General features: G+C 44.2%; 28 protein-coding genes. 12 read left to right on the top strand and 16 right to left on the bottom strand.

Annotated features, from left to right (window positions below; translation table 11 throughout):
* Nucleotides 1-49: 49 nt before the first annotated feature.
* A complete protein-coding gene (locus ICN18_RS06115) occupies nt 50-415 on the bottom strand; it encodes a hypothetical protein (protein WP_216189633.1) in 366 nt (121 codons plus the stop codon).
* A 144-nt stretch (nt 416-559) separates the two neighbouring features.
* Between ICN18_RS06115 and ICN18_RS06120 the strand changes: the two genes are divergently transcribed.
* The 4 genes from ICN18_RS06120 to ICN18_RS06135 all read left to right on the top strand — a co-directional run bounded on the left by ICN18_RS06120 (nt 560) and on the right by ICN18_RS06135 (nt 1878).
* On the top strand, nt 560-796 hold the full coding sequence (locus ICN18_RS06120; RefSeq protein ID WP_216189634.1) for a helix-turn-helix domain-containing protein: 237 nt from the start codon (nt 560-562) through the stop codon (nt 794-796).
* Between the two features lie 239 nt (nt 797-1035).
* Nucleotides 1036-1257: a hypothetical protein gene (locus ICN18_RS06125; RefSeq protein WP_216189635.1), complete on the top strand. Its 222-nt coding sequence runs from the start codon at nt 1036-1038 to the stop codon at nt 1255-1257.
* A 14-nt stretch (nt 1258-1271) separates the two neighbouring features.
* The gene (locus ICN18_RS06130) at nt 1272-1472 is read left to right on the top strand and encodes a SlyX family protein (RefSeq protein WP_216189636.1); all 201 of its coding nucleotides are present in this window, start codon (nt 1272-1274) and stop codon (nt 1470-1472) included.
* 55 nt (nt 1473-1527) lie between these two features.
* Nucleotides 1528-1878: a phage holin family protein gene (locus ICN18_RS06135; RefSeq protein WP_216189866.1), complete on the top strand. Its 351-nt coding sequence runs from the start codon at nt 1528-1530 to the stop codon at nt 1876-1878.
* Between the two features lie 10 nt (nt 1879-1888).
* Here the strand turns inward: ICN18_RS06135 and ICN18_RS06140 are convergent, their stop codons facing one another.
* Nucleotides 1889-3718, bottom strand: a complete 1830-nt coding sequence (locus ICN18_RS06140; protein ID WP_216189637.1) for an AsmA family protein — start codon at nt 3716-3718, stop codon at nt 1889-1891.
* Nucleotides 3719-3784: 66 nt separating this feature from the next.
* Here ICN18_RS06140 and ICN18_RS06145 point away from each other — a divergent pair, with 66 nt between their 5' ends.
* Complete coding sequence (locus ICN18_RS06145; RefSeq protein ID WP_216189638.1) at nt 3785-4129, top strand: zinc ribbon domain-containing protein YjdM; 345 nt, start codon at nt 3785-3787, stop codon at nt 4127-4129.
* A gap of 38 nt (nt 4130-4167) precedes the next feature.
* On the opposite strand, the gene ICN18_RS06150 is transcribed toward ICN18_RS06145, so the two are convergent.
* Nucleotides 4168-4389 (bottom strand): HP1242/YdcH family protein, encoded by a 222-nt coding sequence (locus tag ICN18_RS06150; RefSeq protein ID WP_216189639.1) that lies wholly within the window; start codon nt 4387-4389, stop codon nt 4168-4170.
* A gap of 222 nt (nt 4390-4611) precedes the next feature.
* Between ICN18_RS06150 and ICN18_RS06155 the strand changes: the two genes are divergently transcribed.
* Nucleotides 4612-5496 carry a hypothetical protein gene (locus ICN18_RS06155; RefSeq protein ID WP_216189640.1) on the top strand — a complete coding sequence of 295 codons (885 nt, stop codon included), beginning with the start codon at nt 4612-4614 and terminating at the stop codon, nt 5494-5496.
* 35 nt (nt 5497-5531) lie between these two features.
* Here ICN18_RS06155 and ICN18_RS06160 read toward each other — a convergent pair whose 3' ends face one another.
* The 6 genes from ICN18_RS06160 to ICN18_RS06185 form a co-directional block, all read right to left on the bottom strand.
* Nucleotides 5532-5789 carry a hypothetical protein gene (locus ICN18_RS06160; protein WP_216189641.1) on the bottom strand — a complete coding sequence of 86 codons (258 nt, stop codon included), beginning with the start codon at nt 5787-5789 and terminating at the stop codon, nt 5532-5534.
* 56 nt (nt 5790-5845) lie between these two features.
* On the bottom strand, nt 5846-6244 hold the full coding sequence (locus ICN18_RS06165; RefSeq protein WP_216189642.1) for a hypothetical protein: 399 nt from the start codon (nt 6242-6244) through the stop codon (nt 5846-5848).
* 125 nt (nt 6245-6369) lie between these two features.
* Nucleotides 6370-8448, bottom strand: coding sequence for a beta strand repeat-containing protein (locus ICN18_RS06170; RefSeq protein WP_216189643.1), 2079 nt, complete (start codon nt 8446-8448; stop codon nt 6370-6372).
* 206 nt (nt 8449-8654) lie between these two features.
* The gene (gene arsB, locus ICN18_RS06175) at nt 8655-9698 is read right to left on the bottom strand and encodes an ACR3 family arsenite efflux transporter (protein WP_216189644.1); all 1044 of its coding nucleotides are present in this window, start codon (nt 9696-9698) and stop codon (nt 8655-8657) included.
* Nucleotides 9695-10174 (bottom strand): arsenate reductase ArsC, encoded by a 480-nt coding sequence (locus tag ICN18_RS06180; RefSeq protein ID WP_216189645.1) that lies wholly within the window; start codon nt 10172-10174, stop codon nt 9695-9697. The genes arsB and ICN18_RS06180 overlap by 4 nt, the downstream gene beginning before the upstream one ends.
* Complete coding sequence (locus tag ICN18_RS06185; RefSeq protein WP_216189646.1) at nt 10171-10500, bottom strand: ArsR/SmtB family transcription factor; 330 nt, start codon at nt 10498-10500, stop codon at nt 10171-10173. The genes ICN18_RS06180 and ICN18_RS06185 overlap by 4 nt, the downstream gene beginning before the upstream one ends.
* A gap of 180 nt (nt 10501-10680) precedes the next feature.
* Here ICN18_RS06185 and ICN18_RS06190 point away from each other — a divergent pair, with 180 nt between their 5' ends.
* Nucleotides 10681-10971, top strand: coding sequence for a serine/threonine protein kinase (locus ICN18_RS06190; RefSeq protein ID WP_216189647.1), 291 nt, complete (start codon nt 10681-10683; stop codon nt 10969-10971).
* Nucleotides 10971-11744, top strand: coding sequence for a polyphosphate kinase 2 (gene ppk2 / locus ICN18_RS06195; RefSeq protein WP_216189648.1), 774 nt, complete (start codon nt 10971-10973; stop codon nt 11742-11744). Before ICN18_RS06190 ends, ppk2 (ICN18_RS06195) begins: the two co-directional genes overlap by 1 nt.
* Before the next feature lie 4 nt (nt 11745-11748).
* Here ppk2 (ICN18_RS06195) and ppk2 (ICN18_RS06200) read toward each other — a convergent pair whose 3' ends face one another.
* Entirely contained in the window at nt 11749-12654 is a 906-nt protein-coding gene (ppk2, locus tag ICN18_RS06200) for a polyphosphate kinase 2 (protein ID WP_216189649.1), read from the bottom strand.
* Between the two features lie 50 nt (nt 12655-12704).
* The gene (locus ICN18_RS06205) at nt 12705-13499 is read right to left on the bottom strand and encodes a lysophospholipid acyltransferase family protein (protein ID WP_216189650.1); all 795 of its coding nucleotides are present in this window, start codon (nt 13497-13499) and stop codon (nt 12705-12707) included.
* A 104-nt stretch (nt 13500-13603) separates the two neighbouring features.
* On the opposite strand from ICN18_RS06205, the gene ICN18_RS06210 reads away from it, so the two are divergent.
* Genes ICN18_RS06210 through ICN18_RS06225 form a run of 4 tightly spaced genes read left to right on the top strand, consistent with a single transcriptional unit; the run spans nt 13604 to nt 16813 of the window.
* Nucleotides 13604-14413, top strand: coding sequence for a UDP-2,3-diacylglucosamine diphosphatase (locus tag ICN18_RS06210; RefSeq protein ID WP_439650817.1), 810 nt, complete (start codon nt 13604-13606; stop codon nt 14411-14413).
* Entirely contained in the window at nt 14410-15438 is a 1029-nt protein-coding gene (locus ICN18_RS06215; protein ID WP_216189651.1) for a glycosyltransferase family 4 protein, read from the top strand. Before ICN18_RS06210 ends, ICN18_RS06215 begins: the two co-directional genes overlap by 4 nt.
* A gap of 9 nt (nt 15439-15447) precedes the next feature.
* A complete protein-coding gene (locus tag ICN18_RS06220) occupies nt 15448-15855 on the top strand; it encodes a diacylglycerol kinase (protein WP_216189652.1) in 408 nt (135 codons plus the stop codon).
* Between the two features lie 34 nt (nt 15856-15889).
* Entirely contained in the window at nt 15890-16813 is a 924-nt protein-coding gene (locus tag ICN18_RS06225; RefSeq protein ID WP_216189653.1) for a GNAT family N-acetyltransferase, read from the top strand.
* 73 nt (nt 16814-16886) lie between these two features.
* On the opposite strand, the gene ppx is transcribed toward ICN18_RS06225, so the two are convergent.
* The 5 genes from ppx to ICN18_RS06245 form a co-directional block, all read right to left on the bottom strand.
* On the bottom strand, nt 16887-18449 hold the full coding sequence (gene ppx, locus ICN18_RS06230) for an exopolyphosphatase (protein WP_216189654.1): 1563 nt from the start codon (nt 18447-18449) through the stop codon (nt 16887-16889).
* Nucleotides 18450-18560: 111 nt separating this feature from the next.
* On the bottom strand, nt 18561-18770 hold the full coding sequence (locus ICN18_RS10515) for a GDCCVxC domain-containing (seleno)protein (protein WP_369411875.1): 210 nt from the start codon (nt 18768-18770) through the stop codon (nt 18561-18563).
* Nucleotides 18771-18824: 54 nt separating this feature from the next.
* Complete coding sequence (locus ICN18_RS06235; RefSeq protein ID WP_216189655.1) at nt 18825-19541, bottom strand: MgtC/SapB family protein; 717 nt, start codon at nt 19539-19541, stop codon at nt 18825-18827.
* 11 nt (nt 19542-19552) lie between these two features.
* On the bottom strand, nt 19553-21298 hold the full coding sequence (locus ICN18_RS06240) for an alkaline phosphatase (protein ID WP_216189656.1): 1746 nt from the start codon (nt 21296-21298) through the stop codon (nt 19553-19555).
* Nucleotides 21299-21392: 94 nt separating this feature from the next.
* Nucleotides 21393-22739, bottom strand: coding sequence for a DUF2252 domain-containing protein (locus ICN18_RS06245; RefSeq protein WP_216189657.1), 1347 nt, complete (start codon nt 22737-22739; stop codon nt 21393-21395).
* Nucleotides 22740-22768: the final 29 nt, after the last annotated feature.

A 22768-nucleotide genomic window follows, 5' to 3' on the forward strand; every position in this document is an offset into this window, starting at 1 on the left:
TTGGCTTCTGCTGTGTTTTTGTTTGGTAAAGGGTTCTGACGGGGTGAGCCTATTTGCTCCACTCAACATCGCGATTTGTAAGGATCGTTTCCAGTGTTGCAGGTTCTGGAGCAATATTTGTATTGCGTCGAACCGTCTCAAGAGCAATCTCAAAGTGCAGATACCGTAGATAGTTATAGAGATCCCCCTCTGAAAAGGTAACTTCTTTTCGATTCCCCCCATTCTTATGGAACATAAGATGGGCAACTATCGCTAATGGCGCAGTCAAATAGCTGTGATCCCCCTCTTGTAGGATCATCTCCAAATCCCTCTCAAGTAAATCCAACCATTCATCGGGGAGATTGCATGGCAAAGCTGACTCTGCTCCTTGCTTTAAGACTTCTTTACTTAGCCTCTCCATATTGCTTTTTTCCACGACCCATCTCCTGACTCAGATCTACAGGGCTCCTATTGAGGGATTCAAAAGTCGCACCTGATTGACAATAAATTTACCTTAAATTGGTTAAATTGTCACTCATAGAGCGTGGCCTGATAGTGTCCATACCCATAGCATCGGCTTATGGCTAAACAAACTAATGTCAGCAAAAAAGACCCTCTACTCTTATTCGGCTCAAACATTGCAAGATTGCGAAAAGAAATAGGCCTTTCTCAAGAGCAGCTCGCTCTTGAAAGCGGTCTCGCCAGAAGTTATATGGGTGGCGTTGAAAGAGGGCAACGAAATATCGCACTCATCAATATTTGTAAGCTGGCAGATGCGCTAAATATTGAACCATCGGAGCTTCTAAAATTTAGCTAGCCGACTTTTATTAGCCATTACATTACTGTACACACTAAAACCGCCCCTAAAGGCATGGACATTTAGTTACAAAACCCATGAAAATCTCACTTTTTCATGGACATTGCAAAAACCAGTAAATTCCCAGTATCTATAAAGTCATTAAGATATGTCCATGCTCCATCAGTACGCACTTAGTTGACGGAGTACGGGATGGAATTCGCCATCGCTAGATCATACCGAGAAAGTGCATTGTTGACATGAGTAAACCAAAAATGGCTGACCCAGATGACGGCCTCTTTAAGCCAGGGGCCAAGTTGCGACACGTCAAGACGGGTGGCTTTTATAAAGTCGTCCTATTAGCCAATGTGGAAGCAACTTTAGAGCCTGCCTATGTTTATGAATCTATGCAGTCTCATGATTTTTGGGTAAGACCTAAAACAGAAATGGAAGATGGGCGCTTTGAGCTCATCTCCGAATAGGAAAGTTTTTGAAAATGTCAGAAGAACGAATCACCAATCTCGAAATCAAGCTTAGCTTCACAGAAGATCTCATTGAGAAGCTGAATGAGACTATTTATAAGCAGCAACAGCAAATTGAGTTCTTGTATCGCGAACTCAAAGCAATCAAAGAACAAGCCAACAGTAGTGGGGGTGGTGGCGGAAGTCTTAAAGATGAAATACCCCCTCACTATTAAGCAACTGCTAATATAGTCAGAAGGCATCAGCCTAAGACAATTTCTTTAAAGGAAAATCATGAGCAACTTAACGCTATTTCTAGTCCAGTGGGGCTTAACTTCTTTATCCCTTTGGGTTGCTAGTTATATCTTTAGCGGCTTGCGCTTTGCGGACGGTGGCTCGCTGCTGATTGCCGCCCTACTCTTAGGCTTTGCCAATGCCATCGTCAAGCCATTGTTAATTCTCTTTACATTGCCACTCACCGTAGTGACCATGGGCCTATTTTTGCTCGTGATCAACGCCTTGGTTTTGATGCTGGTTTCTGCACTGGTTAGCGGCTTTACGATCTCCAGCTTCTGGACAGCATTTTTTGCCAGCATCTTTATTTCTTTATTCAGCCTCTTTGTTAGTGGCCTCGTTTTCTAAGAAGCGTTCTTTAATTACTCGCAGGATAAATCTCCGACCAAGAGTGCAGCGCTGTTTTACAAGGCTGCGACTTGGTCGCCAGTGATTTAGCATTCTCGGCGGCAATGCTAATGCCGCCAGTTAAAAAACCGAGGCCAATGGAGACGGCGCTATTTACAACCCCTGCTTTATTGACGCCAGCTTGTGGGTTTTGCAAAGTACCTTCAATTTTTACAAGACCGCCCAGATCAACTCCTGTAGTTAAACCAGATTTTTCGCTTGGATTAATGTTGATATCCAAAGCCTCAGTATTGAGATTGATGGAGCCAGATAAAACAATATTCAAGCGATCAGTAACCACCCCAACTGAATCCTTAATAGCCACCAATCCACCATTTACCGGCAAATAGGCGACAGCACATTCCAAGACGGTCTGATTGGATTTTTTATACATGGGATTGACCGCATCAAGAATAGTGACGACAAAGTCTCCGCCCTTGTTGATAAATTTCGAATCCAGCTTTCCCTGCCCAACTGAAACCTGAATAGCCCCAGAAGCCCGACTCACAAATTGATGAGGGCTGAGACCTGATCCCTTCAAATTCCAAGCAATCTGTGTGGCTCCGCCAGAAACTCTTGCGCTTGAATCTGCAGAAGCAATGATTTGCTCCAGGCTAAAGTCTTTAGCCATTCCCTTCATGGAAATTTTAGGCGCAGAGCTACTAAATTCAGAAATGGATAGCTGAGCCTGAGCACTTCCCTTGCCGACATTGAAACTTAAATCATTTGCGTTGATTCGGTCTTTCTTAAATTGCAGCGTGGTTTTGAAGTTTGTAAATGGTGCTTGATCGGGCACCCCAAGCTGGGCGATATTGATACTGATGGTGCCATCGGCTAAAGGCAATAAATCAAATGGCAGAGCCTCATCTGAGAAAAAATACTTGCCTTGAGGTTTGTGTGAAGCTGTGGAAGTTGTTTTACCCGCAGCCCCAGCTATTGCAGCTGATCCTACTAAAGGCGTCAAATCAAAGGATTTAGAATTCAGATCAATATTAAATTGCGCTAATGCCTGGGGCTTTTTATCTATCTCACCCGAAATGGCGAGCGACTTTCCATTCAATGTGAGGTTTAAATCGAGACCCATTTTTACAGGAGTCTGATTCCAAGCAAAGTATGCATTGCGCAGAGAACCCGTTGTACCTTTGAGATTGAGGGTGTAATTGGCATATTGAACATCAGCCAGAATCGAGGACTTACCATCGATAGCCCCAAAAGCCAATTTAGGAAGATGAATGACTTTTGCCGCTTGATTGCCATCTTGGTAGTTAATGCGGGCATCGACAACGTCTAAGGTCTTAAATGTAAAAAATGCGCTGTCTGCGGGACTATCTGTGGAGTTATTGGCGGTGTTATTAGAGACGGACCCAGTCTGACCATTTGTAATAGCTCCAGCCAATACTGGAGGGGTCAAATTCCAATTGCCTTCTCCAGCTTTATTGGTTTGCAGATTCAACTCCAATCCCTGTAGGCCGATTCTGCTGATCTCAACACTGCCTTTCAAGAGCGGCAATAGGCGAATGTCCAATTCAATCTGCTTGAGCGTTAACAGATTTGGATTACTGGCCCATGATGCATTGCTCAAAGACACCTGTTCGGCCCTGACACTGATTCCTGGGAAAACACTCAGACTCACTGGCCCAGTAATTTTCAGCTCTCTTCCGGTGGAGTCTTTAATTGTTGAGCTTAGTAACTTGGTTAGCTGCGCAGGATTAATAAAGGATGCCGCATACCAGGCACCCAGACCTGCCATAGCAAGGCATCCAATAAGGGCAATCAGGAATATCTTCAGGCTTTTATTCACCCAACCATTCTAAATCGTGTGAAGGTGTTTGGCGGGAGCCAAGAACCCCTGGACTAAAATATACCCATGAGTACAGATAATTTACCGAAGTGTCCTGCATGCCAGGAAGATATGACCTACCCTGATGGGGAAAACTATGTTTGCGCCCAATGTGGCCATGAATGGCCCATCGCTGGCGCAGCAGAAGAGGTGGAGGTAGGTCTAATCGTTAAGGATGCCAATGGCAACCTATTAGCGGATGGCGACACCGTTACCCTCATTAAAGACCTTAAGGTCAAAGGCTCATCCACGACACTGAAGGTTGGCACCAAGATTAAAGGCATTCGCCTTGTCTCTGGCGACCACGAAGTTGATTGCAAAACTGAAGCCGGCAATATGTTGCTTAAGGCCTGCTTCTTGAAAAAAGCCTAGATCTTCATCTAGGCTTTTCTACTTAGATACCGCTTTAACTAAACCTCAGCACTCGCCTTTTTTAAGACGGCATAGAGCTGATCCTTCAGCAAAAGCTTCTCCTTCTTCAAAGTCTCAATTTCTTCTGGAGTACTTGGTTCTGTATGCGTCTCCATTCTTTGAATTTTCTGATCTAGATTATTGTGTTTATCAAATAAATGCGAGAAATGACGATCTGAGGTTTTTAACTTAGTGATAAGTTCGCGATATTCAGGAAACATAGATCCTCTTCATATTTGGGTTATTAGTAGTTAATAGCAACTACTAGCTTTCAGTGTATCAACCCTGCAATTCAAGAACAATGGTCGCCCCCTATTTTTTAACACTACCCTTGTAATTGGGAGGACAAGCCCCATATAGGAAAGGCGTATTCCAAAGGGAATTTGCAGTAATATCAGATGGTGCAGTAAGCACAATAACTACCAAAAGAAGGGTAATAGACCATGGCTACAAAGAAGTCTCCAGCAAAAAAGAAAGTAGCTACCAAGGTGGTATCAAAAGCCCCTGCAAAGAAAGCCGTCAAGAAAGTTGCTGCTAAAAAAGTAGCAAGCAAAAAGACAGTGAAAAAGGTAGTGAAAAAACCAGCAGCGAAGAAAGTGGCTGCAAAGAAGCCTGCTACCAAAAAAGTAGCGGTTAAGAAAACAACGGCAAAGAAACCTGCGGCCAAAAAGCCAGCAGCTAAAAAAGTTGCTAAGAAGACTGCAACTAAAAAGCCAGCTTCATCTAAAACTACAAAAGTAGACCAATACGGGCTCGAGCAAGATGATGAGTTCTACGGTCTGTATTTTGCAAAGTCCACCCAAAAGGGCTTGGTTGAAGTGAAACCATGCACCTTCTCTCTCATGTATTGGTGGAAAGGCTTGCTTGGCTATCCTGACATGATTGAGATCTCCAAAGGCAGCAATACTGCGATGTTGCAGTTTGAGTCTACTTTTGGTGGTGGTGATTCTGGCGAGACTGAGTTAACTGAAAAAGATGTATTGGATATTGATCACATCATTGAAGTAGACGAAGAAGAAATGCTCATCTCCCTCTACTCCTATGTACCGATTCCGGTACCCGAGAAATTGGTCGGAGCCTTGAGCCTTGCGGTTCTCAACATCAATCCAGAAACTCGCTACGGTAGCCTAGAAATCTGCCCAACCGAGAATGAGGAAGGTGAAACTGAGCACTTCTTGCGTTACCGTGCCGCAACCTATTTGCGTGGCATCAAGTCTGGCAAAGTGGAGGCAATCGAGAGCATGGTTACCAATGGCTCCGAATTCTTTGGTCTTGCTTTAGATGCGATGTGCGTCAATAAGTCGATTAAAAAATGGTTGCTTAGCTAACCAACACTAGTAAATGGTGGATTAACTACCCGCCACTATCTACAAAGATAGATGTAAGTTAAGGGAAAACGGTCATTGACCGTTTTTCTGCTTTCTAGAATCGTCGCAGTTCTTTTACCCTGCTTCTTGCATTCTGCAAGAGCCACCTCCTGAGCCTCGGTCTCTTTAGCAGCCTTAGGTGCATGCACACCAATCGTGCCATCGGACTGTTGATAGACGCCAAATTCACTTTGCGGTGTGGAGCAAGCCGCCAATAGCAGACCCAGTAAAACAATTAAGTAATGACGCACCATTTTGAATGCTACCCAATAGAGAGAAGATGGATTGATTCTATATCAGGAGAATCAAATTACTGAGTAGCCCTGCCACCCGGTCGATATTGGTCCATTACTGCATCCAGGCTGTTGTTAGTGATGCCTGGATTTGCGCGCTGCAAACAACTTAAGAGCACTTGTTTATTAGCATGCTTCTGATTGGAGCCCGGCATAGAGCCTTGCGGCGCCGGATTGACGTCATTAAAGCAAGCTCGAAATTGGTCTGGCGTTACACCAAGACCGCGACTAATTTGATCAACAGGCCTATGTGGATCATCTCGCATCACGCTCCCTTGGCCGACTGGACCAACTTGAGGTGGTCTCTGCATTCCTTGCTGCATGCCTTGGGTTGGCATCATGGGTGGAGGCATTTGTGCGTAAGCAGGACTAAAAAAGACCACTGTTAAAAATAGAGTACTCAGATACTTATTCATCGCTTACTCACTTTGTAATTCGATCAAGGAACTGAAGAATAAAAAATGCCAACGAGTCAGAGACTGGTTGGCATTGCTTTAGAAGCCTATTTTGCCTCAATCAATAATAAAGATAACCTTACTTTTTAAGGCGTGCAGGTACCAAAGAGATTGCTATTAACTGTATTGCCACCCACAGCAGATATCTGAGCACCGGCATTATTGTTGCATGCTTGACTAGGTAAAAGTGGGCCATCAGTTACTGCAGTTGCATAACCAAAATAATTACCAATTACTGTATTGCCACTTGCGGCCAATGTAACTCCAGGACCACCGTTTGCGCTGATGTATGCCGGATATATCGTACCGCTGTAAGAGCTTGGGGTTGCATTGTATGCCTGAACAACGTTGCCGGTACCTGCAATGAAAATTCCACCCAGGCCATTTCCAAAGCCAGTACCTGCCTTCTTGGTGGTTGCAAGGCCAATTACTGTATTAAATATTCGGTTGCCAGTGGCGCCGCTAGTAATCTCAATACCATATCGCGCGTTACCAGAGAGGGTATTTTGCGGAATTACGGAGCCGTTATAACCGCCAATAATATTTCCGCTAGAAGTGCCGGTAATGAGCACGCCGCTACCACCGTTACCAAAGCCAGCAACCGGCGGATTGGAAAGTACTCCAGTTCCTTCCGTATTTAAACCGACTACGTTAGGGTCAACAGTTACCCCAACCGCATCTCTAAGCTCGATACCATTGCCTTTATTACCAGACATCACATTGGTACGTATCAAGTTATTGCCGCCAGTTGATGTAACGGTAATACCATTCCCATCATTTGGAGCCGCGCCTTGGAAGGCATAAAGGCCACCAAAAGTATTAAAAGTGGTAAACCCGGTCACGGTATCTGAAACTAGGATTCCATCACCCTTATTGCCTGCTGATACGTTACCCAAAGGAATATAACCTCCGACCTGTACGCCAGAAGAGGTACCTTTTACCCAAATACCATTGAGGCCATTAGGCACCATAGAGGCATTGTTTGCACCCGCTCCAAAGAAGTTGGCCTGAACTAAAACCGTATTTGAATTTTCTATAAGTAATCCATTAAGTGTATTGCCACTTAATACGTTGTAATAGATGAATGGATTATCTTCAAAGGTGCACCCAATAAGTTGATTGTTATTAGCATTAAAGATATAAACCCCGTTCAGCGCATTACCAATCGCTGCAGTGCCAACATTATTCGTGCCAATGAAGTTACCACTTAGGACGGTTAGCTCCGAGCCGTGATCAATAAGGACGCCATTACCAGAGTTTCCTGAGATAAGATTGCCCAGAGGAGGGGCAATAGAAACAATTGGAACCGTACCTTTGTTACCCGTTGGATTATTAGTTTGACCCGTAGCCGAGTTAACGTAGGCAGTGCCGCCAATAGTGTTATCAACCGCAAAGTAAGTTACATAAATCCCATCGGAGCCATTAGCAATTTTGGCTGTACCTGCTGGGTTTGTTCCAATTGCATTGGCTTGAATCTTATTGCCGGTACTTCCGTAGATCTGAACACCACGTAAAGAGTTACCTGAGATGACATTGGAGTAGAGACCGGAAATGCTCTTTGGGTTTGTGCCGATAATATTGTTTGTTGAAGCGGCAGCAATATAAACACCATCTTTTGCATTACCACCTGCCGCACCGCTCAAATTAAGACCAATAAAATTTTTCAACAACGTAATGCTGCCAGCATTTAAGGTAATGCCATTTGAATTTGAACCATAAACTGCAAGCCCAGAGACACCAGACCCAGCAGAGCCACTATTAAAGGTGAGGCCTGATCCTACGTTATTGAAGTTCACTGCCACCAATGGTGCAGTTGTTGTATTACCAGAAACATATCCCGGTGCAGTTGTTCCGTCAATCAAAACCTTGTTTGTAATTGCAGGCAAATCGCTAGCTAAAGTAATCACACCAGTTACGGAAAAAGTGATTCCAGAATACTGTGAGGTTGATGCACTGTTTGCGGATGTAATTGCCGCCCTCAGAGAGCCGGTGCCTGAATCATTAGTATTAGTTACAGCGTAGAAGACGCTCGGAGTTGAGACAGTCGAGGAACTGCTACTACTGCTATCACTGCCCCCGCCACAGGCCACCAATCCAAGCACTATGCCTGTTAACAAGGCAAGAAAAATGGTTCGCCCAAATTTTGGGATAAAAGAAGTGGGCATATGGATTCCAGTACGTATAAAAGGGTAGCTCACATAATATATTCACCTAAGGGAGAATGCTCTTATTTATGCCCAATTTTGCACAAAACCCACTATTGAAGCGCCAATGGGTGATATTTCGGCATGATTGAGCTATTCCTGCACAGGAAATGCAGGAATTTATGACCGAGTAAAGGGGTCTGTAAAACTTTCAGCACTTACAGCTTTTAAGCTCTAAAGAACTTCTCTTTAAGCATTAGCGCAACCGAGACTAGGCCCACCATGATGGGCACTTCTACCAACGGTCCAATTACTGCTGCAAATGCAGCTCCTGAGTTAATTCCAAATACAGCAATCGCAACTGCAATAGCCAATTCAAAGTTATTACTGGAGGCTGTAAACGATAAGGTGCAGCAGCGCTTGTACTCAACACCCATTTTGATGGTGATAAAGAATGTCAGCAGGAACATCACCACAAAGAAGACTAGCAATGGAATAGCAATAGTGACAACATCCATTGGTAGCTGAAGGATTAGCTTACCTTTCAAGCTAAACATCACCACAATCGTAAAGAGCAAGGCAATTAAAGTCAGCTTACCGATTCTGGGGACAAAGACATTTTGATACCACTCTCTCGATACGAATTTGAGGGCAATGTATCTAGTTAAGAATCCTGCAACACAAGGAACCCCTAGATAAATCGCAACAGTCTTGGCGATTTCGCTAATGGTGATATCAACAACAGACCCCTCAAAGCCAAAGTACGGCGGCAAGATTGTCAAGAAGAAATAGGCATACAAGCTAAAGAACAGCACTTGGAAGACGGCATTAAAGGCAACCAAACCAGCCGCATACTCAGTTGAGCCTTTTGCAATATCGTTCCAAACAATCACCATAGCAATACATGGTGCTATACCAATCAAAATCAGGCCTGCCATGTATTCTGGCTGATTGGGAACAAAAATGATTGCCAGGAAAAACATCAAAGTGGGTGCCACAATCCAGTTCAGCAAAAATGCTAGGCCGAAGATTTTTTTATCTCTAAATACATCCGGTAAGTCTTCGTACTTCACCTTGGCAAACGGTGGATACATCATCAATATCAATCCAATCGCAATCGGGATATTCGTAGTGCCCGTTTGAAATGAATTAATGAACCCCTCTACCCCAGGAACAAAATATCCCAAGCCAATACCTACTGCCATAGCGGCAAATATCCACACAGTGAGATATCTGTCTAAAAATGAGAGTTTGCTAGTAACTGTATTCATGATTTGCGATGTATTTCTTGAAGACTCATTGAATCCAATTTCTCCAATGGCATTGCGGCAAGAATATCAATGCGTTTCTTAAGCCCATTCATGACCTCAACAAAAGCCGTTTTCTTCTCCATATCGGTGCCCTCTACTTTAGATGGATCAGGAAAGCCCCAATGCGCTGTTACTGGGCTGCCAGGCCAGAATGGGCACTGCTCACCAGCTGCATTGTCACAAACCGTAATAATGAAATCCATCTTTGGTGCATCAGGTTTACCAAACACCTCCCAGCTCTTAGAGCTTAATTTTGATGGATCCATACCCATTTCCACAGCAATTTCTCTTGCAATGGGATTAACGCTAGTGCCTGGAGTTGATCCAGCTGAAAAGCCAACAAACTTACCACTAGAATGTGTGGATGCTAGCGCCTCACCTAGAATTGAGCGAGCGGAATTATGCGTACATAGAAATAAAATATTGTATTGCTTCATTTGGTCTTGGCCTTTCTAAGAATTGATAACGGAGCGCATGACTTACCACCACAGCAGTTTTCGAGCAAGAACCCGCTTAAATCTTGTACCAAGCCAGCATTCGGTCGATAGATGAGATTGCGACTTTGGCGCTCTACTGACAATAAATCCGCCCCCACCAATTCTTTGAGATGAAAACTAAGAGTGGCGTTAGCTACCCCTAGTTTTTCAATAATCTCACTGGGGGTTAAACCAGTATCGCCACGCTGAACCACCAAGCGAAAGATATTTAAACGGGTCTCTTGGCCCAGCGCTAGAAACGCTTTGATGGCATCAGTATTTTTCATATTTCCAATTATATAGAAATATATATTTCAAGACTGTGACATACAAGCGGTGATAACTGACATATAACCGTCATATAAGTGTCATATACGCTTGAAAATAGCGCGAATAGAACGTAGGATTTGGTAAGGCCATCTCAAATTTAACAATCTTTGAGCCACACATACGTACAGGAAAAAATCATGAGTCAAAAGAAATTGATCAAACAGCTATTTAAAAAGCTCGATAAATTGGAATCTGACAGAGAGAAGCTGATCGACAAGCTTGCTAAAGCATTAGAGAAGCTGGATAAAAAAGAGGCTGCTAAAAAGACTCCAGCAAAAAAATCTACAGCAAAGAAGGTTCCGGTCAAGAAGGCTCCCGGTAAAAAGGTTGCTGCAAAGAAGGCGCCTACTAAAAAAGCTCCTACTAAAAAGACTCCAGCCAAGAAGGCTCCGGCCCCAAGACCAGCTGATACAAACGAAGCTGGTTAATGGGTCATAAAGACAAAGATAAGCTAGAGCAATCTAGCTATGATGACCAGCTTCGCTTATTGCAGATTGAACTTGTAAAGCTACAAAACAGTCTTATCAGCAACGGTGATCAGATATTGGTCATTCTTGAGGGTCGCGATACGGCCGGCAAGGATGGCACGATTAAAGTTATTACTCAACATTTAAGCCCGCGCGAAACTCGCGTGGTTGCCCTCGGAAAACCATCTGATAGTGAATCAGCGGAATGGTATTTTCAAAGATATGTAGCCGAACTTCCTAAGAAGGGTGAGTTTGTTCTTTTCAATCGCAGCTGGTACAACCGTGCTGGCGTTGAAGTGGTGATGAACTTTTGCACCAAGCCCCAGCACACCAACTTCATGAATACAGTAAATGAGTTTGAGTCCATCTTAGCTAGCTCGGGCATCACTATCCTCAAATACTATTTAGACATTTCCAAGAAGGAACAAGCCCTTCGTCTTGCGGATAGAGCTAAAGATCCCCTTAAGCAATGGAAGATCAGCCCGATTGATCAGCAAGCGCAGAAAAATTGGAATGCCTACAGCAAGTGCCGAAATGAAATGCTGGAAAAGACCAGTACTGAAGATGCACCTTGGATCGTTGTAAAGGCTAACGATAAAAAAGTAGCCCACATCAATATGATTCAAGATCTTCTATCTAGGGTTTCTTACCCAGGTAAGGATAAAAGCCTGCTGAAAGCGAATAAAGACATCGCCTTCAAATGGGATGGGAAATTATCTAGGCTAGAAAAATAAGCCTTTAGAAGACTTCGGGTACATACATATCTGGCGGCACTGGACCGCGCAGGTAATCTGGGTTATGAACACGTTTTGGCAAAGTAATGACTGGGTGATCAATTTCTTTATAAGGGATTTGATCTAACAAATGCGTAATACAGTTTAGGCGCGCTTTTTTCTTATCATTAGCAGCAACTACCCACCAAGGCGCTTCAGGAATATGCGTGCGCTCCAGCATAGTCTCTTTAGCCTTAGTGTAGGCCTCCCAGAGCCTTCTGGCCTCCAAGTCCATTGGGCTTAACTTCCACTGTTTTAATGGGTCATGAATACGCATCATGAAGCGGTTATATTGCTCGTCATCTGAAATGGAGAACCAATATTTAACCAAGATAACACCTGAGTTAATCATCATGCGCTCCAGATCCGGGACAGTTCTGAGAAACTCTTCGTACTCGTCATCAGTACAGAAACCCATGACCTTCTCTACCCCTGCACGGTTGTACCAGCTTCTATCAAATAGAACGATCTCGCCACCAGCCGGCAACTGAGAAATATATCTTTGGAAATACCACTGAGTTTTCTCACGCTCATTGGGTGCGGGTAAAGCAACTACCTTACATACGCGAGGATTGAGTCGCTGAGTAATACGCTTAATGGCACCACCCTTACCCGCGGAATCTCTTCCTTCGAATAAGACCGCTACCTTGAGTTTGTTCTCTACTACCCAGTCTTGGAGTTTGACTAACTCACCTTGAAGTCTAAAGAGCTCACGGAAGTAAACATTACGGGGAATTTGCGAATGACTATCACCATCAGGAGACAGGCGATCATCATCAAGCTCCATTTCAAGCTCTTCGTCCATGCTATCAAGAATCTCTTCTTGAGCACGGCGATACCAGTCGGCCATTTCGTTATGCTTCGATGTCATTGGTTTACGCTCCTAGACTAGATTTATAGCTAGAAATGATGACACATTTATTACATAGGGCGATGATTGCCTTTTAAATGATTAGAAATAGTCTCTTGACTGTGCAAAGCCAGCCACTTACGGTCTTTAGAAGCCTCGGGATTAGCTCCTGAGGGCGGAATAAATCTCAACTCAACAACTAGATGGCGATGCCTCAAGATCTTTGCCATAGACTCCAGCAGCCCCATATCCCCCACAAAAGCTGGCACTTCGCTTCTGTCTCCAGATAAGGATGAACGATAGGTTATTGCCAAGGAATAGACTGGAACCTGAGCAATAACGGCAGATTCAAATAAATTGGGTTTGAATGGAAGAACGCCCTCACCTATTGTGGAGGTACCCTCTGGGAAAATACAGACTGACTGAGTTTTGAGCACATCGCTAACTTCGCTAGCAACATACTTTCCATGACGAGCACTATCACGCTTAATAAATACTGTGCCCAATTGCTTAGCCATCCACCCAAATACAGGCCAACCCTCCACATCGGATTTAGCTACAAAGCGAATAGGCCTGAATGCATTAATCACATGGATATCCATCCAGGAGATATGGTTTGAAGCTAGAAGAAATGGTGTATTAGGAAGAATTTCTTGGCCGCTCACCTTTAACTCAATCCCAAAAATTTCGAGCAACCTAATAGACCACCCCTCAATCAATTTGCTTTTAAGCTTCTGGTCGGCAAATGGGAAGCGGATGAACAGCGTTGCTAAACCGCCAATCACATGACTCCAAACTAGAACCCAAGACCATACAGTAGTCAAAGGCGCTAACAGAGAACTTCTTGAGGATGGATTCTGAGTCATATGAGGTAGAAATATAAAACAAATCCAGAAAATAGCCGTGGCGTCATAAAACTGACTCAGAACTGTCATGCCAGTTTCACACTCAGTAGGCTTAATACTGTTTCATGATGCATTACAAAGCCATCTGGATTTCAGACGTACACCTAGGAACATCAGGGTGTCAGGCAGACTACCTTCTCGATTTCTTAAAGCATAACGATGCTGAGAAATTCTACCTTGTAGGCGACATTATTGATGGCTGGAGACTCAAGAAGTCTTTCTACTGGCCTCAATCACATAACGACGTAGTGCAAAAACTGTTACGTAAGGCGCGTAAAGGCAGTGAAGTGATCTATGTTCCTGGTAACCATGATGAAAGCGCCAGACAATTCTTCGGCCTTTCATTTGGTGACGTCAAAGTAGTTGAAGAAGTCATTCATACAACGGTAGATGGTAGAAAGCTCTGGGTAACACATGGTGATCAGTTTGATGGCGTGATGCAGTATGCCAAGTGGCTTGCCTACGTAGGTGACAACTTGTATTCGTTCATCCTATACATAAATCGTTACTTCAATATGGTCCGCGCAAAGATGGGGCTGCAATATTGGTCGCTCTCTCAATACCTGAAGCACCAAGTAAAGAATGCAGTTAGCTATATCGCTGACTTTGAACACATTATGGCCAGAGAAGCCCGCTTAAGAGGCTGTGATGGAGTTGTGTGCGGCCATATTCATAAGGCAGAAATACGTGAGATCGATGGCCTACTGTATTGCAACGATGGGGATTGGGTTGAAAGCCTCTCCGCCTTAGTTGAAACACAAACTGGCGAACTCAAATTGATTTACTGGACACACATCAAGGGTGAGCCAGTAGAAACCCCTCAAATTACTCTTCAACCTGCTATCGAATCACTTATCAAAGAGGCTGTGCTATGAAAATTATGATCATTACCGATGCGTGGGATCCACAGGTTAACGGCGTTGTCCGAACCCTCAAGCAAACTCGCGCCGAATTAACAGCTATGGGTCATGAAGTAGAGATGATTACGCCAACTGGCTTTAAATCAATTCCTTGCCCAACTTATCCGGATATCGCTCTCTCACTTTTTCCAGGCAAAGAAGTGGCTCGTCGCATTAAAGAATTCGCACCAGATGCAATGCATATTGCAACCGAAGGTCCTTTAGGCTTATCAGCCCGAGCCTATGCAGTGAAGAATCGCCTGCCCTTCTCTACCGCCTATCACACCCGCTTTCCAGAGTATGTCAAAGCGCGCACAGGCATTCCTTTGGCGATCACTTATGCATTTATTCGCTGGTTCCACGGTCCATCAATGGCCGTGATGGCGCCAACCATCGTTGTCAAGGATGATCTTGAAAAATATGGCCTCAAGAATGTGGTGTTGTGGTCAAGAGGTGTAGATCTCGATATTTTTAAGGTGCAAGATTCAAAAGCTTTAAACACTGCTCACCCGATCTTCTTATATGTGGGCCGAGTTGCTGTTGAGAAAAACATCAATGCATTCTTAGAAATTGATTTACCAGGCTCGAAGTGGGTGGTAGGAGACGGTCCAGCAATGGCTGGCATAAAAGAAAAATATCCAGAAGTGAACTATCTGGGAGTACTACAGCAGCATGAGTTAGCAAAAGTCTATGCAGCGGCAGATGTATTTGTATTTCCTAGTAAGACTGATACCTTTGGTCTGGTTCTGCTTGAGGCGATGGCTTGTGGCACACCCGTTGCAGCCTATCCAGTGACCGGTCCTATTGATGTCTTAGGCAACTCCAATTCAGGCGCTATGAATGAAGATTTGCGCGAAGCCTGCATGCAGGCACTCAAGATTCCTCGTGAGGTAGCACGCGCACATGCGGAGAAGTTCTCCTGGAGAGCAGCTTCAGAGCAGTTTGCCAATCACCTCAAGCCAGTGCCGACTCCAGAAGTTCACGTTACTGCGCTTGCTTAAAGAAAGTTAATGTTGAACGCTCCATATCATATCGACCAGAACCCTCATAAGGGCAATCGCGGTCTTGCTAGAGCATGGCATGCAGCAAAAAACTCTTGGTGCGGCTTGGTTTATGCATTTATGGAAGAAAGCGCTTTTAGGCAAGAGCTCACTTTATTTGCATTGCTAACACCCGTTGCCTTCTTGCTGCCGATATCACTGCTAGAGAAGGCATTACTTATTTCCTCCCTAGTAATGGTTCTTGTTATTGAATTACTGAACTCAAGCGTAGAAGCAGCAATCGATCGCATCTCTTTCGAACATCATGATCTTTCCAAGCGAGCAAAAGATTTTGGTAGCGCGGCCGTCATGCTTGCTCTATTTGTGGCAGCCCTGCTCTGGGCTGCAGTTTGTATCCCCGTGATCCTCAAGATCTAAACCATTTTTTGAATTTCATCCTCCAAGGCTAACTATGTCTGATATCCCTAATCCAATCGGCTCATTTGAGATTTTCGCTCCCAAAAAGGTCAAGGTCTTAAAAAGAAAGAAGCCAAATGCATTTACAAAGCTTTCTAAAAAGATTGCAAAGAAACTATTTGGGAAAAAGTTTGTTACTAAGACAAGAGCTGAACTGCGAGTAGCAGATGTCATTCCTGTAGCACAGATAGATAAGCCAAAAAGACCTGCTTTCCAAATTATTTGGGCAAGCACTCCAGGTGAAGTTAAAGAAGCACAAAGATTGCGTTTTAAGGTCTTTGCTGAAGAAATGGGTGCCAATCTACCCGCCAATGCTGAAGGTTTAGATGTTGATGAATTTGACTCGTATTGCGATCATTTATTAATTCGTGATCAAGATAGCCTCAAGGTAGTGGGAACTTACCGCGTATTACCTCCGCATAAGGCGCTAGAAATTGGCCGCCTCTATTCTGATTCTGAGTTTGACCTTTCACGCATTAACCACCTGCGCCCCAAATTGGTTGAGCTAGGTAGATCCTGTGTACACCAAGACTATCGCTCAGGCGCCGTGATCATGGCCCTATGGAGCGGTTTGGCTCAATATATGCAGAAGAACGGTTATGAAATCATGTTGGGTTGCGCCAGTATCCCCATGGCTGATGGCGGTCACTTTGCAGCGAGTCTTTACAACTCACTAGGCAATGATCAAATGGCTCCAACAGAGTTCCACGCCTTCCCACGCTTACCTTTACCTTTAGATAAATTAAATGGCGGCTTAGATGTACAACCTCCACCATTGATTAAGGGCTACTTAAAACTGGGAGCAAAAATTTGTAGCGCTCCAGCATGGGATCCTGACTTTAATACTGCTGACTTATTAACCATGTTGCGTCTATCGGAAATTAATCCACGATATGCAAAGCACTTTTTGGGGTTGTAATTTAAGATCATCTATTGAAATAAAAAAGCCACTTCAGGTTGAAGTGGCTTTTTTTCTACTGCCCTTTCAAGAACTACTTGAAGCTCACCTGATAAGAACGCCCAACTCTTTCCCACTCTGCAGCCTCTTTAAGCAGACTAAATTCTGTCAAAGGATGTTGCGCAGCCCATTCCTTAGAAAGACTTACCAGATAGGATCCATCATGCTCGGAAACTTTAACTTTAGGAAAACTGACGTCATTTCGACCACGACAGAGCACCTGAGCCAATCGCAAACAAAAAAGCATGCGCCAGTCTTCAAAACTATGATTATTAGCCAACTTGCCAAGCTTACCTGCATGTCCTATCAATAGTGCAGCAAGTCTCGCTTGGTCATTCTTGGAAAATCCAGGCATATCTGCATTGCCAGCGATATAGGCAGAATGCTTGTGATAACCGTTGTGCGATATCGATAAGCCGATCTCATGCAGATTGGCTGCCCACTGTAGTAGTGCAACATTATCCGCCCGACTTTCAACCTCAGGCTTCGGCAATTGCTGCAAAAAATCTGCTGCTAATTTACCAACCCTATCAGCCTGTTCGCGATCAACTGCATAACGTTGCATGAATTGCTCTACGGTGACATAACGCATGTCATGATGTTGTGATCGACCAAGTAAGTCATAGAGGACACCGCTCCGTAAGGCAGCGTCTGTGACTTCCATTTCCTCGATGCCTAATTCATCGAAGGCAGCCAGCATAATCGCTAAACCACCAGGCCAAACGGCCCTTCTATCATCTTTCAAGCCTACCAACTCAACCTGGTTTACATGTTCATACTTTAGGAGATGCTTTTTAAGATTCTTCAAACCTTCGCGAGTAATGAGGCCGCTTGCACCGTTGACACGGCCCATGGTTAAGCCGTCTTCAAGCTTATTGAAATTATTAGCTGCAATCAGATCAGCCAAGGCCCTAGCGGTTCCAGAAGAACCGATAACCTGCTTCCAACCACTCTTTAAATAAGCGCCTGAAATGACTTGAATTTCACGGCGAGCTGCCAGCTCAGCCTCCTTAAAAGCATGTGCATCAATATTTCCTTTTGGGAAAAAACGCAAACTATGGGAGACGCAGCCAATATAGAGGCTCTCCATCAACCTAGGCTCATAACCTTTGCCAATAATGAATTCGGTAGAGCCTCCACCGATATCAACCACCAATCTATTTCCCTGAACGGCCTGAACCTCATGCGCTGCACCAATATAAATCAGGCGCGCTTCTTCAACCCCAGCAATAACTTCAATAGGGAATCCTAATGCCGCTTGCGCATCCTCCACAAACTGCTGGGCATTTTTAGCAACACGTAAGGTATTAGTAGCAACGGCCCGAACATTGGATGGATCAAACCCGCGAATACGTTCTCCAAAGCGTCTAACGGCTATCAGTCCACGTTGATAAGCGTCATTACCAAGGAGCTTGTTTTCAGTGAGGCCCGCAGCCAAACGAACTGTTTCACGCAGGGTATCTATGGGGCGGAGTTGCGTTCCTGATGGGGTATTTACAGCTTGGGCAACCAGCATACGAAAGCTATTGGACCCCAAGTCGACCGCGGCAACAAGGTCTGCGGAGTTTAACGAAGGATCTACCGGATTGCTGGCCAAAATGTTCCCCAATAATGGAATGCTGTATCAATTATGTCTATTTTATGTAAAAACCATGACATATTGATGAAATACACACCATCGCCCTATAGGTAGGGCTGGGAACCTTGCTTAGGCCGCTAAGTTTTGCTCCGAACTTGAACAATCACGGTTACCAAAGCTACATAAAATGCAGCAATCACCGGATTTAGGCTTAAGAATCGCACTACAAGAACGGCAGCGATAGAAATGTTGCGCACCCTCTTCGGAGCTAATAATTTCAGAAGCCTGGCAATGTGGGCATGTAACAGTGGCTTGTGGGTATTGGATAGTCTTATTCACAGTGCCATATTGAATCAAAATTATGTCAATGCTGTGTCAAAGCTGTCGGCATGCTTAATCTGTTGTGCTCGGGCTCCAGAAGGCCTGGGTTACAAAATCCTGATCAGCAATTTTTGCTATGAGCTTATCCATCTCATCACCATCAACTGCAGACGCCGTTAATACCGCTTGAATTTCAACATCATCGCTGCCGAATTGATGCACTTCAACGTCTTGGGTTTGGTAGCCCGCCTCTTCTAAGGTTTTAATAAACTGCTTAAGAGCATGCTTTTGAGCATGTTTAGGGGTGATGATATAAACCGAATTTGTTACTTCAACTGAGACGGTATCAAGGGGTTGGCGGTTAATAAAAGTCACTACAGGTCGTAACAGTGTGTTGGCAGCCAAAATAAATACCGTAGCTAACCCAGCCTCCAGTATCAAATCTGCGCCGGCACAGGCACCCACGGCTCCAGAAGCCCACAGAGTTGCTGCGGTATTAATGCCGCGAACATTACCCTCTTCACGCATGATGACACCAGCGCCTAGAAATCCAATACCAGAAACCACATAGGCCATCACATGCACAGCGCCCTCATGACCGGTGAGTCGATTTGCAGCGTCCACAAAAATAGCTGCTCCAATAGCAACCAGAATGTTGGTCCGCAATCCAGCAGTTCTTTGACGATATTGGCGCTCTAAACCAATGAGACCGCCAAAGAAAAAAGCTGCGGTCAGACTGATCGCGGTATCAGTCAATGATGCATAGTTAACGTTGTTAATGAATTCCATAGCGCTATTCGTTATTTTGATCCAAGGCCCAAAGACTCAACCATTATCTTAAATACTTCCGTGTTATCCATGAAGCCCTTAAATTTTTCTGAGCCAGGCCCCATAGCATTGAGCACGGCATCATCAGCGGTATGTACTCCAACATCCTGATGTGATGGCAGATTTCCACCGACATGAATCGCGTCTTCTTGAAGCTGTAAATATTTAGGATTCGCTACATACTTGCCTGACTCATCCTTAATGGCCGGGGTAAATGTACCATCTAATTTTGGATGCATGGTCTCGTAATGATCTGGATAGTTCCCGTAGAAGAAAGCGATCCGCTTGGATACGTCGATATTATTTGGATAACCCCTAGCATCCGCCTGCGGGTAATTAGGATATCCAGCTGCAGCATAGGTACCCACTTTTTCACGCAGTGGCCCCGGCTTATCGTCATGTACTACTCCACTAATCGAGCCGCTATGAGTATGGTCAGGCGTAACAATAATGAGCGTATCAGGATGGGTCTTGGCATAGTCTTTAGCAATTTGCACAGCATTACTTAACATAATCGTGTCAAATGCAGCCCTCTCCCAGTCTAGGGGATGATTGAACTTATCAATTAACGCCGCCTCAACCATCAGAAAGAAGCCATTTGGATTTCTGGATAACACCTCTATTGCTGACTGCGTCATCTCAGTGAGGTCAGGTTGATTAGGATATTTATCAACCGTATTCTTTTTTAAATACAGACGATCTAATGATCCATCCATGTTATCAGGATGAAAAACACCAAATAATTTTCTAGTATTTTTGTTCTCGGCAGCAGAAGCTAACTCTTGCTTAGTAAATGCAATCTTATAACCGTCAGATTTAAATGATTCAACTAAATTCTTCTCGTCTTTTCGCTTAGATACTTTTTCTGTTTGCGGATAAAAATATGCAGCCCCACCGCCCAGGATAACCTCTGCTCCACTAGCCAATAACTGATCAGCGATATATTGCTTGTCTGCCCTGCGCCTAGTATGCGAGACCATTGCACCTGGTGTGGCATCTTGTAACTCAGCATCAGAAACGATGCCAACTGACATCTTAGTATTGCGTTTAATGAGCTCTACAATTGTTTCTACTTTGGGATGAGCCAAATTGTCACTAGCACGAGAAACATATACGCCCATTGCATTGACTGCTGTTTTATGTCCTGTGGTGTAGGCACTCATGGAGTTAGCGGAGTCTGTAATCAGGGAATCCGATCCCGAGGTACCAATCATTGCCGTATTTGTCATATCATCAAAGGCTAAGCGACCCTGATACTTTCCCTCTTGAATTCCTTTAGATAAAACTCTAGCAGTCGTGCGATTAGCGATCGTCATACCATCGCCAATAAAGAGAATGACATTTTTTACACGACGAGGGCCGGAAGCGTATACATCCCAACCTACCTGTAAACGCTCTTGTGGGGCTCGAGCAATAATTTGATACTTACCCGCTTTAGATAGTTGTACATCCCTAAATAGGATAGAACTACCCTTACCATTTTCATTGGAAATAAACTCTGGCTTAGCACTAATGAACTTGTGAATTGGCGCGCCATTGAGCTCAATCAGCGCATCTGCAGGATTGATAATGGAGTTAAATTCAATCTTAATGTCAAATTTTGAGCCCGCCAATATCGATGCCTGATCAATTGGATAAATTGCTGCAGCTTGCACTATGCAAGCAAAGCCACCAAAGAAAATTAGAAATGCGACTCTCAGAAATGGTGATGTATTCATATTAAAATAGTGCTTGGATTGAGTCAAACTAGACTATCTTCCAATCGAATGACAATTTGATGACGACCCTCTGCAGGGCGGAACTTTGGGATGACTATGTCTTAGCAGCCTTAAGCCTGCGGCTCTTGACAGCCTTACGAAATAACTCAAAATCCCGCTCATTCTGCTTTGCATAGGATCTAGCAAACGAATACATTGCTTCACCAAAATCCCCGTCTTCGCCGCAATACCCTGCTACTACAGCAGCATCCCCTGATCGCGCATGGCCAAGAGCAAGAGCCCAGCCATACAATTTGGAATACTCAGCAAAATTCTTTAAAGAAACGCCCCCTGGACCAATCTCTATCCCGCCTTTCATATCGCGTAATTGACGCAGATAGAACCCTTGGCTCTTATCAATATCAAATTGCATAGAGCCGTAATTCAAAAAGATATCTGGAGCGCCCTGGAGTAATCTCTGGCCAGCCACCACGCGCTGACCCATATCCCGGTAGATTGATTCACCTAAATAAGGACTCAAAACAGATTTTTGAGCTTCTTTATATTGCAAGAACAAGGGGTCGTTTTCACTATCCCCCTCAAAGTAAAGAACCATGCAATTAGTACCCACACTACCAATGCCAACTACTTTGCGAGCAAAATCTTTCAAAGCATAGCGCTCAAATAAAATCTTGCGATCAGCCAGCAAGGTGCTTGAGTAATTTAATAAAGCCTTATCAATTAGAGAGCTCAGGGGATGCCCAAACGCATTTTTTTTGAAATGCTCAATCAATGGGGGCTTATTGATAATTTTACGGTCCTTACCCACCAGAGTTGTTAGGCTTTGTAGCACCTGAATATTGCCTTGCCCCTTAGTTTCCTTTAAATAAGTATCTAATTTTTTCTGATGCTCATTGCAAAAATGCCTCCGAATTTCTGCCTCGCTAATGAATTCTTGCGCCAAATCTAAGTAGGGCATTTTGGCATATTGAGCCATCTTTTTTTGATACTCAGTACATATTCTGAATGCTATTTTTTTGCTTAGTGCTTTATCGCCGCCATTACTTTCACAGGCAATGACTGCGCTAGTGACAAGACGCTTCATATCCCATTCCCAACTGCCAGGTAGAGTTTCATCGAAGTCATTGATACCAAATACCAATCGATGCTCTGCAGTTCCAAACAGACCAAAATTGGAAACATGCATATCACCACATAACTGGACGGTGATGTTGGTTGTCGGTTGATTGGCTAAATCTTGCGCCATAATAGCTGCACCACCACGATAAAAAGCAAAGGGTGACTGCAACATTCGCTGATATCGGATCGGAATCAGCGATTCAATACGTTGCTTTGCCTGCATCTCTAGTATTGATATTGGATCAACACGATGCTTAGGGGGTGTATAAACCCCCTGCTCGCCAAAACTCACAGATTTGCGTAAAGCCTTGCCATCAGCCATTCTTTTTTTTATGCTGGGACGCGGGTCTT

This window comes from Polynucleobacter parvulilacunae (genome assembly GCF_018881715.1).
In the GTDB taxonomy this organism is placed as follows: domain Bacteria; phylum Pseudomonadota; class Gammaproteobacteria; order Burkholderiales; family Burkholderiaceae; genus Polynucleobacter; species Polynucleobacter parvulilacunae.

Coding starts and splice junctions, on each gene's coding strand:
- ICN18_RS06210 (WP_439650817.1), top strand. CDS start 13,604: ATGATGCATTACAAAGCCATCTGGATTTCAGACGTACACCTAGGAACA.
- ICN18_RS06205 (WP_216189650.1), bottom strand. CDS start 13,499: ATGACTCAGAATCCATCCTCAAGAAGTTCTCTGTTAGCGCCTTTGACT.
- ICN18_RS06145 (WP_216189638.1), top strand. CDS start 3,785: ATGAGTACAGATAATTTACCGAAGTGTCCTGCATGCCAGGAAGATATG.
- ICN18_RS06225 (WP_216189653.1), top strand. CDS start 15,890: ATGTCTGATATCCCTAATCCAATCGGCTCATTTGAGATTTTCGCTCCC.
- ICN18_RS06155 (WP_216189640.1), top strand. CDS start 4,612: ATGGCTACAAAGAAGTCTCCAGCAAAAAAGAAAGTAGCTACCAAGGTG.
- ICN18_RS06165 (WP_216189642.1), bottom strand. CDS start 6,244: ATGAATAAGTATCTGAGTACTCTATTTTTAACAGTGGTCTTTTTTAGT.
- ppk2 (WP_216189648.1), top strand. CDS start 10,971: ATGGGTCATAAAGACAAAGATAAGCTAGAGCAATCTAGCTATGATGAC.
- ICN18_RS06215 (WP_216189651.1), top strand. CDS start 14,410: ATGAAAATTATGATCATTACCGATGCGTGGGATCCACAGGTTAACGGC.
- ICN18_RS06235 (WP_216189655.1), bottom strand. CDS start 19,541: ATGGAATTCATTAACAACGTTAACTATGCATCATTGACTGATACCGCG.
- ICN18_RS06120 (WP_216189634.1), top strand. CDS start 560: ATGGCTAAACAAACTAATGTCAGCAAAAAAGACCCTCTACTCTTATTC.
- ICN18_RS06190 (WP_216189647.1), top strand. CDS start 10,681: ATGAGTCAAAAGAAATTGATCAAACAGCTATTTAAAAAGCTCGATAAA.
- ICN18_RS06245 (WP_216189657.1), bottom strand. CDS start 22,739: ATGGCTGATGGCAAGGCTTTACGCAAATCTGTGAGTTTTGGCGAGCAG.
- ICN18_RS06130 (WP_216189636.1), top strand. CDS start 1,272: ATGTCAGAAGAACGAATCACCAATCTCGAAATCAAGCTTAGCTTCACA.
- ppk2 (WP_216189649.1), bottom strand. CDS start 12,654: ATGACATCGAAGCATAACGAAATGGCCGACTGGTATCGCCGTGCTCAA.
- ICN18_RS06170 (WP_216189643.1), bottom strand. CDS start 8,448: ATGCCCACTTCTTTTATCCCAAAATTTGGGCGAACCATTTTTCTTGCC.
- ICN18_RS06150 (WP_216189639.1), bottom strand. CDS start 4,389: ATGTTTCCTGAATATCGCGAACTTATCACTAAGTTAAAAACCTCAGAT.
- ICN18_RS06220 (WP_216189652.1), top strand. CDS start 15,448: ATGTTGAACGCTCCATATCATATCGACCAGAACCCTCATAAGGGCAAT.
- ICN18_RS06240 (WP_216189656.1), bottom strand. CDS start 21,298: ATGAATACATCACCATTTCTGAGAGTCGCATTTCTAATTTTCTTTGGT.
- ICN18_RS06185 (WP_216189646.1), bottom strand. CDS start 10,500: ATGAAAAATACTGATGCCATCAAAGCGTTTCTAGCGCTGGGCCAAGAG.
- arsB (WP_216189644.1), bottom strand. CDS start 9,698: ATGAATACAGTTACTAGCAAACTCTCATTTTTAGACAGATATCTCACT.
- ICN18_RS06160 (WP_216189641.1), bottom strand. CDS start 5,789: ATGGTGCGTCATTACTTAATTGTTTTACTGGGTCTGCTATTGGCGGCT.
- ICN18_RS06180 (WP_216189645.1), bottom strand. CDS start 10,174: ATGAAGCAATACAATATTTTATTTCTATGTACGCATAATTCCGCTCGC.
- ICN18_RS06125 (WP_216189635.1), top strand. CDS start 1,036: ATGAGTAAACCAAAAATGGCTGACCCAGATGACGGCCTCTTTAAGCCA.